We start from the raw sequence: 14,269 nt of genomic DNA, 5'->3' as shown, positions 1-14,269 counted from the left end.
AACTACACTCAGTAACATGAATAACAACACGAATATCTTATCTGCGCAGATCGATTTCTTGCCAGACCGTTGCTGTCTAGTCGAAGGATTTATTTCAATATTCCATGTTCCTTTAATTTCCCGCATTCATTAAAAGAGTTTAGATTTCTCGACACTATTTATTTCTATGGTTTTTCCACTCTGCAGCGTCATATTCTCTTTGTTGCTGAACATGGTCATTTCAGAAGCGAGTTCATTCGATGTTTCAGATTGTCGGCTAAAATCCTTGCTGGCAATCTCGGTCCGATTGTCTGAGTCTTCAGAGATATCGCCTGTCGCCGAAAGTGAATAGTTATTTCCGGCTGTCGTAGCGATATCTTTAGTGACTGATACAGTTTGATTGTTGCCCACGGAGGTACTCTGATCTTTTCCAATCTGTACATCCATATTTTCAGTCACATTGATCTGCATATTCTTACAATTCAAGGTCATATTTTCGAGTGCAGTAATGGTTACATTGCTACCCTGGCTGTCTATATGGACAATATTCCCTTTGATATCTGTGATTTTGATCCCTTGACTGGACTGGCTGTCATCAAATTCGATTAAATGTCCTGTGCGTGTCGTGATGCTTTTTAGATGATTTTGAATCTGCGGCGTGCTATCTGCTGTACTTTGGTTATATAAGCTCCCCAGTACAACAGGCCGGGCTACACTTCCTTCTTCGAAGGCTACAATAACATGGTCGCCGATCTCGGGTATGGACATAAAACCACGGTTCATGCCACGGTCTCCGGTGCCTGCATTTGGCGTGATCACGCGTAACCATTCGGTTTCATCGTTATTTGCACATTGCCATTTGAAGCGCACACGAATTCTTCCCTGTCCACTGGGATCGTTGTTGTCTATTACGTCAGCCATCTGCATATCCGCTTGCGGGCGCTGGTAGTCACGTACAGGAATGCGTTCTGTAGTCGCCAGGATGCCATCAAAGCGGTTGGTATATCGGCCGACATCATCAAAGTGATGCTCAACATTTGTGATCAAAAACTTACCTAAAGTATCCGTTACGAAGTTGAGATCCTGGCGCAAGCTGGTTTCGATTTCCACTTGTGCACCGAGTCTAATCTGTGGCGAGTCGCTATCACATGATACCTGCAGCAACTGACCAACATTAGCTTCTTCTTGCTGTTGTACAACACGTTGCAGCTCACCTTGGCTATCCACCCGGATATCCAGTGGCTGGCTAAATACTTTACTAAAGGTTTCCGAGGCCCGTTGCATCGCAAAAACCTGATCCGGATGGCCTTCAGCTTTGATGTTACTTGTGCTTTCAAGCAGTTGATCATGTAGCGGTATATAGCTAAAACGGCAGTGATTGACAGGACGGATCTGGATTCCATAATCCAGTCGGCTCACTTCGCGGCCATAGGTCACTTTTCCAGCAGGCAATTCTGCCGGCTTCCCAAAGTGTAAACGTTCACCATCATAGAAAAACCATTCCAGATATTCTGCGGAAAGTCTATTCAGAAACTCAAAGTCGCTTTCGCGGTATTGGATCAAGTAGTCTATAGGTTCAGAACGCGTTGGATTTACATTCATATGTAGGTCGTTCTGTACGATATCTTTGGTTGCAAGCTTTACAATATCGTTCAGGGTCTTACCATAGTAGGATCCCAGATCCTTACCACGGTCGATCAAGATGGTAGGGCTATATCCTTTGATCAGCAATATCCCCTGGTAGCCATGGCTCTGCGTCAGGGACACATCTGTGATGATACCCGAAAAATTCTGCATGCTGGATTGCGCATATCCAAAGGAAATGGCCAAGGTGCGGCCCACATATGATCGGCTATCCTGCAGATTGATCAATCCCGGAATCCCCAATTTGCCATGTTCGATACGAAGTTCAAATTCGTGGTGGGCATTGAATCGCTGACGGATATTAAAAGAAAGAAAATGCGTTACCTCCTTCCCCTCAATATGCATCTCAATTATTAATTTTGGTTTATCAAAATACATAACATTACCTTTTAAAGGAGTTTATAAAAAAGACGGTCTTCAACTTGATAGACCGTCTTTCCAAATTTCATGGTCTAATCTTTAAGACTAAGCTTTAGGCCAATCGTTTTCTAATGTTGCATTTTGCATTTCCAATACTCGGGACGACAGCACCAGTGTCAATGTCATTGGTCGATCGTTTGTTATAGAGATACCCTCGTTGTACTGGATGATATAAGCGTCTTGAAATTTCAGCTCTTTCATGGTCGCATCTTCTTCGCTCTTTTTGAAAGTGATTTTACCATTGACAGTTTTGTACTGGTTGTTCACCATAGCTTCAATGACCGAAGTATCTTCTGTAGACTCAACCTCTACATTGATTGTTCCACCATATACTGAAGATGAAGGACGTCCTTTGGAGTCCACATCACGATGTAATGAAAATTTACATTGGATAACATCGTATTCTTTCCCGCCTAGGGATAATCTTGTTTTAAATGACATAATCGTAATTTTTAATGGTTACAAATCTTTGTTAAATCTCCTGGTGCAAAACCTCCTGTGGTTAAGCTTTAGGCCAATCTTGTTCGCTAGTTGCCTCGCCGATACTGATCGAGCGCGCAGAGATCACAAACTTGTAGGTCATTGCATGCGATCCTACAATATTGATTCCCTCTTCGTAGCGGATAATGTAACCATCTTCAAATCTGATTTCTTTCATTTTGGCATCTTCGTCCGGTTTTTTGATCAATAGTGTACCAGCGATCGGCTTGTATTGGTTGTTCACCATTGCCTCGATCACCGAAGTATCTTCTGTAGATTCTACCTCTACATTGATCGTTCCACCATAAACTGAAGATGAAGGACGTCCTTTTGAATCGACGTCACGTGTGAAGGAATAGTCAGCATTCAGTACGTCATACTCGTTACCTGAAAACTGGAGTCTTGCTTTGAAAGCCATAACTTGTGTTTTTAAGTTTAAAAAAAATTAGTGAAATCTTTCCATGATTCCTGTTGTTCTAAGTTACATCAAACTGCATTCCAAAGAACAAACTTATCGTTAAAAAAAATGTTAAATCCTACCAAGCCTTGCAAAAAACCGCGCTTACACTGCAAAAAAAAGCATTCATACGTCAATTATTTTTTGTGCAGAATAAATAGATATGTAACAAAATACATACATTTTTCTATCCGGCCATATATTTATTATTGTTGCACAGGAACATTTTGGGTTCCCGCTTTATCGGTATACAAGATGTACAAGACCTCTCCTGAAGTTAGATCTTTCAGCAGGATCTCATTTTCCCTTCTGTCCATTTTATATGTTTTTTCGCCCCCCTGATGGTCACTTATTCCTACGTAATAGACTGGTTTAGATACTCCTGAAGCTGTTTGTACGGGATAGTCATAACCTACTTTGTATTTAAAGAGTCTGTTATCGCACATGCAATATGCGGCATTCGACCAGCTTCTTTCGGTACATATTATCCCATTCTCCACCTTGTGGCTCCCTTTGCTCATACGCTGAAGCCTCTTTGTCGGCAACAAAGTCTGCAATAAAGATTTACTGATATCTGGCATTCCATTCTCGTTGGCCCGCCGTAGGACAAAGGTAAAATCATCCCCATTTTTCATCTTGAGGTCAATGACCGAGTCTGCCACCGTGGTCAAGGTCATATCTTGATAGTTAAAATCCTTCATTCCCAATTTAAACGGAAAATAAGATCGTGTACCCTCGTAGCGATAACTCAGAAAAGCTCCTTTTTCGTCTATTGTCAGCGCCATAGGCGAACGATCCGGCAATACCGAATCCTTGCCCAATAGGTAGTCCTCTAGACGCCTGTTTATCCATATTTGTTTGTCTTTGCGCTCTTTGTGCGAAAGCAAATCCATTGAATCTTTTGCTATAAAAGCATTCAATGCTGCCAGCGAATCAGTTCCACCAATTTTATCCTTGTTGCCTTTTGTATTGCAGGCCAAACAAAAAAGCAATATGCCACCAAAAAAAGTAAATCTTATCATCCGTTCTAGTCTTATTCTATTTCAAAAAAAACAATGGTCGTTGCGTCAAACATCTGTATATCGAATCCACTGACCAATGCAGATCCATTCCAAACTTCGATGTGCGCATATGAATGGCTACGTCGTGGTCGTTCATTTTCAATTTCGATGAAATTCTCAAAATAGAGTATGCCCGTTTTATCCCGTACAATATCATAAACACGCTGCTTTGTTCCATCATACGTTGTTCGTCTTTTCCAAAAGTGTAAGGTGCCGATATGTTTCATTAAGTTGAATGCACCAAGCACATGCTTGTGCCCGCAATAGGTCTGACCACCAGGATTGGAAAGATTCTTTACGTTATCGAGTGCGATTCCAGATTTCATTAAGGCTATACTCATCCGGATAGCACATTGATTAAAATGACCTTCGTTACAAGGCTTGGATGTATATGGCTTTGGATAATTCGCATAAATTTTTGGAAACAAAGGTTCATAATACGTCAAACTGACGCGACCACAGAAAATATTGCTCACATTATAAAAATAGAAATCATCATCATCGGCATAAAAATCAATAAACGATTCAGTCTTATCCTTGATATTATTGGCGACAATAGACAAACTGAAGCTCGAACCATAGGTTTGCTTTAGCTTGATCGAAGACTGCGCATCGCTAGGCTTTTTGCCTGGCGGAACAAATTTCAGTTTGTCCGATTTCACGGTAATATTACCCCGGTTATCGTTCGCGCCCTTATTGCCCTTATCAACTTTAAAATTTAGAATCATATGGTTTACCCTGTAATATAACTGCTCCAAATTTTGCTTCACCTTATCCGAATCCAGATAGGAAGATAGTGTTGTGATTCTCCTTTGTGGATTTTCCACATAGAAGCAATTAATTGGATCACCCCAGTTTCTATTGTGCGACACAATCGGAATAAAGTCATTTTCTACTTTCTCCACCTTTTGTGGGGAATAGCTACCAAATTTTACATTCGCCATAATTACCAAAAACCTATCTTTTACAAGGTACCGCTCACATTTGGTTCACATAATTTCTATCAAACTACATTCCAAAGTGTAAACGCATGTATTAAAATCAATGTAATATTAAGTCATTGGTCATTAGGAACAAACTAGCGTTTTAAATCCGCCGGACGTCAACTTAAATCCGTTGGATATCAACCTAAATTCGTCCAGCCCCCGCTGATGGGATTGAGGTGCTTATAAAAAAAGCCCAACAAATATGCTGGGCTCACTGTATACCTTGAGAATTAGTTTTACCTCATTCTTTGCTGCTTTTCAATGAAGTCAAGCAGATCATTTTTATTACCCAGGAAAGTAAAGTTTCCTGTCAATGTGGAATAATTTCTTTTGTCCGAACAATTTCCGTAGGCGGCCTTGGCGACTTTCAGTTTTCCATCATCCCATTGAAAACGTTTCATGATTTCACTAATCTGTTCAACGCGAAGTGTTGTCTCAGAAAAGATCGGGTTAATTATTTTGAATTTCGCATCGTCAAAAGGTTCCCTGTTCATGAGACTGAATAAACGATCCAATTCTGCCCTGCTGATCGGTGTAATGGAATTTATCGGAGGAATCCCCATATCCGGATTATCGCCCAGATGAATAGGTCTGCCCGGTGCACCGTAAGCATAAGCCACGCCATTACCGTTGTCTACCGACGACATGTCTATTGGAATTTGAGCAAATAGATTAATAAGTTGGCTACGGCTCCGTGTATTGCGCTGGCTTCCGACTTTAAAAATCATCTCCACAAAATCACCGTTTTCATTGCGTACTGTAATCTGTCTCCGTTCCATTTCCCGCTGTCCTCTTCCACTTATCAGGGTGCTAATCGCATACAATTGATCCGAAAGTCCATCAATGGTCACTTGCAATTCCGGCCGATCATTATAGGTTACCCCATTCAAAGAAAGGATAAAGGGCTGACTGTCGGAGACAACTGTAATTCTTCCCATATTGGAAGGACGATATTGGGCTTGTAGATTAATTCCGATCAACTGAACCAGAAAAAAAACGAGGGTATATTTCAACATAAAATACAGATTATTTAAGACTATGACTCTTTCGTTCGTGCAAAGATTAATTCACCCCACAATTTTTTAATAAATTTATTTAATCAATTATAGCGCTGCATCGTGTAGCCCACTAGTAGCGCTATTTAAAGCTGTTATTCTTACTTTTTACTATATTTTTTTATAACGTTAGTGAGTACGGTTTCTGTCAGTTCGTGGTCTTCCAAGGTAGGAAATCCTTCCCAACGGACAATACCATCAGGATCTAGCAAAATGCAATGTGGTATCCCCTGTACTTCAAGTTCTTTTTTCAGCTTGCCTTTAGTATCTACAGCACTGTAATAGTCAATTTTAATTTCTTTGGCATTTTGAACTACAGTAGCCGCTTCGTCTGAAACACCAATTATCGCGAGCTTGTCCCCATATTTTTTATGCCACTCATTCAATTCCGGAATGACCCTGCGGCAAGGTCCGCACCATGTCGCCCAGAAATCAATGAGCACAAATTTGCCCTTTGTGTCCGGCGCATCAGACAGCCACTGCTCTACCTCCAGCTTTGGTGCCTTCTTATTCAAAATAGATTTTGCCCATAATTTTTTATTATTGTTGCTCTCCTGTGCATGACCAATGGTACATAACAGACAAAGGGACATCAGCGCAATAGCTTTTATTTGTGTTTTTACATTCATAAAGTTGATCATATATTTTCTACGCTAAATATAGGATTAATATCTCCTATTATTAAACCAAAAAAGTACTTAACGACACCTGTGTTGAACCCTCTACGTCGATATCGTTAAGTACTGATGTCAGTGCTTTTTGTAATAAATAAGTGCTCTTTACTTTTTCAACAGGCGAAATCCAGCGACGGTAAAAGTATCACCATCGTTTCAACTCATTTTCTTGTTTGCATTACTGCTGATAAACATTTCATTTTTCTCTTCTGAAATAATTTCCAAAAAGCGTTCATAATGTTTGAGTACATCGCTGATCAACTCGTTTTTAGTAAAGTATTGTACATCATACCCCTCACGCGCATCGCCAAAATAAGATTTAGGAAAATAGGTCTTCTTATCTGGAAGATCCGGAAGGTTTTCCTCCTCCATCACATAGTCAGAAACCACTTTAACCTGGTTTTTGACACCATATATAAAGTTGTTGACCAGATCATAGCGAATTTCAATTTCCACTCTTTTGGGATTATCCAATAGTTTTATCTTGGCTTCAATATCGTTCTGTTTAAATTCTGCCTGCAGCTCTTCGAAGGCGATCCCTACCGTAGTTTCGATAAATTGATCGACAGATTCGCGGCTTTTGAACGAAACAATTTGTTTTAGTCGATCCTTCCAAAACTCTCCAGACCAAGGCACTGTGCTTACCGAAAAATCCCGTTCATAATAGCTACTGTCGATCACCAAGGCTTTTACCAAGCTGACACAGAAAAGCAGCATAATAATGGAGAATGGCAAAGCCGTAATCAGTGTCATGGTCTGCAAGGCCTGCAATCCCCCTGTATTCAACAACATCAACGCTAGGATGGCCAACAAGGCTCCCCAAAAGACCATCTGCCATTTTGGTGACTTAATAGCATTCTTGGTGGCGATACTGTTCATCACAAATATTCCAGAATCTGCTGATGTCACAAAAAATATGATAATGATCAGGATGACCAAGTAGTTGACCAAGCCTGATAAGGGCATATAATCCAAAAATTTAAACATCAGCGCATCCGGATTATCCGCTAAAGCACTCAGTGCTCCTTTGGCGATATTGATGTCAAACCAGATGGCGCTATTACCAAAAACAGACATCCATATAAAGTTGAACAATGTTGGAATAATCAGCACAGCGGCAATAAATTCACGTATCGTCCGTCCTTTTGAAATTTTTGCAATAAATAATCCCACATAGGGAGACCAGGAGATCCACCAGGCCCAGTACAAAATTGTCCAGCTGTAGAACCAAGGTAAAGTAGCTTCATCATAGACATGGGTATCAAATGTCAGACTAAAAAAATTATTGATATAGTTGCCGATTCCCTCCGTAAAACTACCGATCAGATAAACCGTTGGGCCAAGCAGGAGGACAAACAATAACAGCACGACCACCGTAATGATATTGATCTTACTCAATATCTTCACGCCCTTATCCACCCCCGAGGTTGCCGATATAATGGAAAGCAAGGTCAAAACGCCGACAATAATGATCTGATAAGTAAAACTACTTTCAGGGACAACACCCAGTGTCTGAAGACCTGCATTTACCTGAACCACACCAAAGCCCAAGGTTGTCGTAATACCAAAGAATGTACTACACAGTGCAAATACATCAATGGCATTACCCCATTTACCATTGATTCTGTTTTTCAATAGCGGATAAAAACAACTGCGCAAGGAAAGCGGGAGCCTGTAGCGGTAGGCAAAATAAGATAGCGCCAATCCCACCACCCCGTAGATAGCCCAAGCATGGATACCCCAGTGGAAGAAAGTATAGAGCTGCGCATTCTTTGCGCGGTTGATATAATGATTTGTAGCAAATACTTCAGTCGAATAATGTTGCATGGGCTCAGCCACACTAAAATACATCAGTCCAATCCCCATCCCGGCGGCAAACAACATGGAGATCCAGGAAAAGAAAGAATATTCAGGTTTACTATCATTGCTACCCAGTTTGATATTTCCAAACTTGCTGAACATCAGGTAGACCAGAAAGATCACAAACAAGGTCACCCCCCATACGTAGACCCAGTTGAGGTTAATAAAGATAAATTCCTTGACAGTATCTAAGATATGTACTGTCAATGTTGGGAGAAATACCGATAACAGGCAGATCCCGATAATAAAGATCAGACTGGGGATAACAATTCCTTTTTTAAAAGTCGATTTGGATAAGAACACTAAATTTTATTTATATAATAGAAATAAACGGAGATTAAATCATAATCTCCGTTTGTGATTTTTAACGATTATGCGTTGCTTCTGATGTGAATGTCGCGTTGCGGAAAAGGGATTTCAATTCCGGCCTTATCCAAGGCCTCCTTACTATCGATAATCAGTTGTTCCTGCATGGTCCAAAAGTTTGCGTTTGAAGTGGAGACCCTCACGGAGAGATTGATCGCGCTGTCACCAAGCTCAGTCACCACCACCTGTGGTGCGGGCTCCTTAAAAGCGAATTCATTTTTCTGGGCAACATCGAGTAAAATTTCCTTGGCTTTTTTTAGGTCGGAATTATAGGCAACGCCGATATCAAACCAAGTACGTCTCGTACCGAGCTGGGTAAAATTGGTCACGCTACTGTTCGATAAAACTCCATTTGGAACAACCACTTGTTGATTTTGCGGCGTGGTCAATTTGGTATTGAAAATATCTATTTCATTAACGGTTCCAGATACATTCGCACTCGATGAAATATAATCACCTACACGAAAAGGCTTTAGCAACAAAATAAGAATCCCACCAGCAAAATTGGACAATGATCCCTGTAGCGCCAGACCGATGGCCAATCCGGCAGCACCGATAATCGCGACAAAAGCTGAAGTTTGTACCCCTAACTGGGTGACTACAACGATAAATAATAATATATTTAAGATCCAACTGATCAGATTGCTTAAAAATCGTCGCAGAGAAATATCCATCTGGCGCTTTTCAAAGCCTTTATCAATCATTCGCTTGATCAAACGGATGATCCACGAACCTATCAAATAAATGAGTAAAGCGGAAATTACGGCAGTAATAACACGAGGAGCCCAAGCAATCGCTGAGGAAATAAAGTTATCCCAATGTTGCTGGACATCGTTCAATTCTAAATTGTTCATAGCACTAATATTTATTAAAAATGTAAAGTAAGGGGCTCAATATAATCAAAGATTAATTATTCTTCAAACAACAGCCATTTTATTTACATTTTCAACAATCAAAGCGCATAATTGTTTACAACAATTATGAAATTAATAAGACTCCATTACCGTTAAACCAAGAGTATAGAGACAATAGATACATAAAAACGATCTTATCAATATAATCTATGTATTATTTAAAAAGCGACAGAAACCCACGATAGATCCGTTATTTGACAACAGCAAATTTGAGCTTCCGAATACGGAGCTCTGGTCTAAAAAAACAAGATTGAAGCATATGCGGTAATGGCAACCTACAGGCTTTTACCTTTAAATAAAATCATAAACACCATTCTTCCAGCCCAATATTTTGGAAGAATCTGCGCCTAACCAGTTTTTCAATAGCGTGGCATACACTTTTCTGAAATCCTCCGAATACACCAGATCTCCTGCATTAAGATGCTCCAGATCAGGCAGTGCATTGCGCAGCCCCTTTTCCTTTAAACCACCTGAGATAAAAAAAAGTTGATTTGCTGTACCATGATCCGTACCATTACTCGCATTTTGTGCTACCCTACGACCAAACTCTGAAAAGGTCATCAGCATCACCTGCTGAAAAAGACCATTTTTCTTGAGATCATCTACAAAGGCTTCTACTGCATCATTGATGGTCCGAAATAAGCCCTCCTGCCGTTGCCGCTGATTGATATGCGTATCAAAACTACCGATCTGAAGATAGTAGACCTGTGTATTAATATCCGATTTGATCAGGGAGGCGATTGTTCTGAAATCCTTTCCCAGTGCCGAATCAGGATATGGTGCCGTCGTAGACTTTACTTTGCTCTTTTCAAAGATATAGTCCGCATTGTTGATGGTTTCCCCCAATGTTTGATAGAGATAACCTACGGTTTCGTCTTCATGCTGATGATCTTCATAAAGCGACTTAAAGTATTCTTCCTGACTGGTCTGATAGAGCTTTTTAGGATCTGTAAAGGCAAAAGCCTTTTTGTGTTTTCCTTTGAGGGCGAGGCTTAGCATATCATTGACCTCCAGTGCCTGTGTGGGGTGTGTGCAGTCGTAGCAAGCCTCATCCAGGTACCTCCCTAGCCATCCACTCTCCAGATATTCGTCGCTGCGGCTTGCACTATGCCAGATATCCATGCTCCGGAAATGAGACTTGTCAGGATTGGGATAACCGACATTATTGAGCACCGCCAATTCACCATTATCGAATAGTTCTTTGAAAAAGCCCAAAGCAGGGTTAATACCAGCTTCATCCGTGAGTGGAAGCGCATTCTCCACGGCAATAGTCTGCCGTTCACGAAAATAGATATCGTTACGCCGGGGGATGATCGTATTCAGTCCATCATTTCCACCGCTCAACTGTAAAATAACCAAGACTTTCTGCTCTCTTTCCAAGGCATTGGGCAAAGCCATTGCCTTTAAGAAATTGGGCAGTAACAGAGATGCTGTTGCCAGGGAGCCTACTTTAAGAAATTCACGTCTTTTGATGATCATGGTTGTATTTTTTAGGTTAACAGAGCTGATATTCGGGCATACTCATTGTTTCAATAATTGACATTCTGCTATTTCCGGCAGCGTATTTTTTGAGTATAGGCTGTTTGAATGAAGGTTCATGCTGTAATAATAGTCCTGTAGGCTCCTTGCCCGCAAATGCAGCTTCAACCGCTGTCCAGGCGATCGTCATATTCGTATTTTTGAATCCTTTGCTGAGCTTTCGGTTTTGTTTTAAGCCCATATCCAGGTCGTCATCCTGTTGTGGGCTGAGCTCAAGCGGACGCAAGCCGCTCCATATCTGCGGTATCTGCATCCGCAGCAAGAGCGTTGAACTATCGATCCAGGCCTTTCCTGAAGGCCATCCGGCTACGTTCGGTGGGTATAACAAGAGCTGTCCCAATAGTTTTTGATAAACAATCAGGTTTTCGGGATTCTCTATTTTCATCGGCAACATACGCATAATACCAGCCATCAGTTCTATTGGCGATTTTATTTTGCTGCCAATATTTTTTGGTTCGTAAAACCAAGATGAGGTAAATATGTGATCTAGTAGCTGCTTGATATCGTAGCCCGAATCATAGAATTGTTTGCTCAGCATATCGACCAATTCATTATCTACCTGTTCATTGACCAGAAAACGATACAACTTCGCTGTAATAAATCTTGCCGTTGCCGGTTGCTCCAGGATGATATCCAGTACCTCATTTCCGTCAAAATTTCCGGTTTTCCCTAAAAATATTTTTGTCCCGGGGTCATGAAACTTCTTTCTTTCCATAAATCTGGCCTCCTTATCATAGGACCAACCTGTAAATGCACGTGCAGCTTCCCGCACATCCACTTCGGTATAATGACCACGCCCCATCGTGAAGAGTTCCATGACCTCCCTTGCAAAATTTTCATTCGGATGCCCTTTTTTATTCTGCTGATTGTTGAGAAAGTTAAGCATAGCCGGGGCTTTGGAAACGGCAAACAGCAGATCCCTAAAATTTCCCAGCGCATTTTTTCTGATCTCATTGAGAATATGTGCGCTGAAAGTTGAGTTGACCACGCGGCTGGCAAAATGCCCGTGCCAGAAAAAAGCCATCTTCTCACGCAGCTGATCCTCCGAATGAACCATGGCTGTCAGAAAATTAAGGTTGATCTCAATATTCCGTTGTCGGTTTCGCTGCTGTATTTGTTTTTTCGCTACAGCATCCAATGTTGAAAGTGCGGCATAATCAGCGTCCGTGTCCGTACTCTTGAAACTTATTGGTTCGAAGTCGCGCACCCTCGCATAGCTTTGCCAAACTTCGGCGATCGACTGCCGTTCGAAAGTGGCGATCTGTTCAAGGCTAATTCCAAATCCAGCACGATTCGCCAAATGTTTATTTTTGATAAATTCAGAAACCATTTTATTCCCGTTTATTGCTAATTAACAACTTAAATTACAAATGTTTTTGAGGCGAGGCAGACATTTAACAAACCTTAAGGTAAATTAACAATACCCACCAGTTTGTGCTAAATTTCGACATTCTGGATCAGCTACAAGTTAGGACACCTAACTAAGTTTGTATTGACAATAAGGTCATCACTTAATGATTCAATTATCATGAAAAAATCAATTTTTTATCACGCCGGCTGTCCGGTTTGTGTCAGCGCAGAACAAGACATTATTGGCCTTATCGGCGAAGCGAATGTAGAGGTTGTCAATATTGGCGAAGACCGGGCACGTATCGGTGAAGCGGAAACAGCAGGGATCCAGTCAGTACCAGCGCTGGTCACACCCAATGGAAATGTTTTACATATCAACTTCGGCGCCTCCCTGGCAGATGTAAAGGGCTAGTTGCAAAGGCTGCAAGAGCACCACTACCTTGCAGCCTTTTTTCTTGTTTTCAATCTTAAAAAATTAAAAAAATGAAAGTAACAGTTTGGGATACCTATGTAAAAAAACAAAATGGCGAAACAATGCATTTTGATATTATTGCGCCAGAATACATCCGTGAGGAGGCCATTATCCATCAAATGGGGAAAGAATACCTGGCCACAAAACAACATGCAGATTTGCAGTTAACCGCAAAGGAATGCCGCTTATGCCATCAGGAAATCGCCAGTGCGGAGATGCTGGAGAGCCTCCATGCAAAAGGTTATTTTATTATCGAAATGGAAGGTTGTGATTAGCTCCTCCAAAACAGCAGTCAGCACTCCGACAGCGATCGACCGTAAGATCGCATCTGCCCTGGAGAAAGTATCGCAGGTGATACGCACGCTTGCCTGGAAGAAGGCGACCGAACAGTCCTTCAATCCGATACAGCTGCAGATCCTTATTTTCCTGCTCCAGCATCCGGAGCAGCAGGTTAGCGTAAGTCTACTTTCCGGCACGTTTAATATCTCCAAAGCCAGCATCAGCGACACCATTAAACTACTGGAACGTAAAATGCTGATTGAAAAAGTATACGACCCTTCGGACTCTAGAAAGTTTACGATCCAGCTACTTGCGAAAGGCCGAACAAGCGCATTGGAGGCCGCTCTTTTTGACAGGGCACTGCTGTCGGGCATCGGAGAAATGGCTGCTACAGATAAAGAAAACCTCTTTTCCTCCCTTTCGCAGCTCCTACACAAGCTATACTGTGTCAATGTCATCAGTCATCAGCGGATGTGTCAGACCTGCCAGCATTACCGAAAGAAAGAAAACCTTCACTACTGTAACCTGCTGCAGCAGTATATGGCTGTTGCAGCATTACAGATTGATTGTCCCGAACATCTGGCCCTAAATAGTAGACAAAAGGCTTGAAACATAAAAAGCCCCTCCAAAAATAGAGGGGCCATGCAGCCTGTTAAAAGTACACCCTACTGTAACAGATACCACGTCTATTCTTTTGCTGGAATCTTCACCCACAGCTTCAGGATATAATCCC

At 41.5% G+C, this 14,269-nt stretch carries 14 protein-coding genes; 3 read left to right on the top strand and 11 right to left on the bottom strand.

Annotated elements, in window-relative coordinates; genetic code table 11:
* Positions 1-129 precede the first annotated feature (129 nt).
* From M2408_RS09875 to M2408_RS09825, 11 genes are all read right to left on the bottom strand, one after another.
* Complete coding sequence (locus M2408_RS09875) at positions 130-2,001, bottom strand: type VI secretion system Vgr family protein (protein WP_259181337.1); 1,872 nt, start codon at positions 1,999-2,001, stop codon at positions 130-132.
* Between the two features lie 87 nt (positions 2,002-2,088).
* Positions 2,089-2,484, bottom strand: a complete 396-nt coding sequence (gene tssD, locus M2408_RS09870; RefSeq protein WP_120257240.1) for a type VI secretion system tube protein TssD — start codon at positions 2,482-2,484, stop codon at positions 2,089-2,091.
* Between the two features lie 61 nt (positions 2,485-2,545).
* A complete protein-coding gene (gene tssD, locus M2408_RS09865; RefSeq protein ID WP_120257239.1) occupies positions 2,546-2,941 on the bottom strand; it encodes a type VI secretion system tube protein TssD in 396 nt (131 codons plus the stop codon).
* A gap of 245 nt (positions 2,942-3,186) precedes the next feature.
* Entirely contained in the window at positions 3,187-4,002 is an 816-nt protein-coding gene (locus M2408_RS09860; RefSeq protein WP_259181331.1) for a hypothetical protein, read from the bottom strand.
* Positions 4,003-4,013: 11 nt separating this feature from the next.
* The gene (locus M2408_RS09855) at positions 4,014-4,985 is read right to left on the bottom strand and encodes a type VI secretion system amidase effector protein Tae4 (RefSeq protein ID WP_259181329.1); all 972 of its coding nucleotides are present in this window, start codon (positions 4,983-4,985) and stop codon (positions 4,014-4,016) included.
* 278 nt (positions 4,986-5,263) lie between these two features.
* Complete coding sequence (locus M2408_RS09850; RefSeq protein ID WP_259181328.1) at positions 5,264-6,043, bottom strand: DUF4476 domain-containing protein; 780 nt, start codon at positions 6,041-6,043, stop codon at positions 5,264-5,266.
* A gap of 140 nt (positions 6,044-6,183) precedes the next feature.
* Complete coding sequence (locus M2408_RS09845; RefSeq protein WP_259181326.1) at positions 6,184-6,711, bottom strand: TlpA disulfide reductase family protein; 528 nt, start codon at positions 6,709-6,711, stop codon at positions 6,184-6,186.
* Positions 6,712-6,912: 201 nt separating this feature from the next.
* Positions 6,913-8,919: a BCCT family transporter gene (locus tag M2408_RS09840; RefSeq protein WP_259181325.1), complete on the bottom strand. Its 2,007-nt coding sequence runs from the start codon at positions 8,917-8,919 to the stop codon at positions 6,913-6,915.
* Positions 8,920-8,987: 68 nt separating this feature from the next.
* Complete coding sequence (locus M2408_RS09835) at positions 8,988-9,836, bottom strand: mechanosensitive ion channel family protein (protein WP_259181322.1); 849 nt, start codon at positions 9,834-9,836, stop codon at positions 8,988-8,990.
* A 351-nt stretch (positions 9,837-10,187) separates the two neighbouring features.
* Entirely contained in the window at positions 10,188-11,375 is a 1,188-nt protein-coding gene (locus M2408_RS09830) for a DUF1501 domain-containing protein (protein ID WP_259181320.1), read from the bottom strand.
* A gap of 16 nt (positions 11,376-11,391) precedes the next feature.
* On the bottom strand, positions 11,392-12,765 hold the full coding sequence (locus tag M2408_RS09825) for a DUF1800 family protein (protein ID WP_259181317.1): 1,374 nt from the start codon (positions 12,763-12,765) through the stop codon (positions 11,392-11,394).
* A 162-nt stretch (positions 12,766-12,927) separates the two neighbouring features.
* Between M2408_RS09825 and M2408_RS09820 the strand changes: the two genes are divergently transcribed.
* From M2408_RS09820 to M2408_RS09810, 3 genes are all read left to right on the top strand, one after another.
* Positions 12,928-13,197, top strand: coding sequence for a thioredoxin family protein (locus M2408_RS09820; RefSeq protein ID WP_244211652.1), 270 nt, complete (start codon positions 12,928-12,930; stop codon positions 13,195-13,197).
* Positions 13,198-13,268: 71 nt separating this feature from the next.
* Positions 13,269-13,532 carry a DUF2024 family protein gene (locus tag M2408_RS09815; RefSeq protein ID WP_259181315.1) on the top strand — a complete coding sequence of 88 codons (264 nt, stop codon included), beginning with the start codon at positions 13,269-13,271 and terminating at the stop codon, positions 13,530-13,532.
* A complete protein-coding gene (locus M2408_RS09810; RefSeq protein ID WP_259181313.1) occupies positions 13,489-14,145 on the top strand; it encodes a MarR family winged helix-turn-helix transcriptional regulator in 657 nt (218 codons plus the stop codon). Before M2408_RS09815 ends, M2408_RS09810 begins: the two co-directional genes overlap by 44 nt.
* The last annotated feature ends 124 nt before the right edge of the window (positions 14,146-14,269 follow it).

Source organism: Sphingobacterium sp. BIGb0165 (genome assembly GCF_024810095.1).
Classification (GTDB): Bacteria; Bacteroidota; Bacteroidia; order Sphingobacteriales; family Sphingobacteriaceae; genus Sphingobacterium; species Sphingobacterium detergens.
This window is presented reverse-complemented; position numbering and strand designations above follow the sequence as displayed.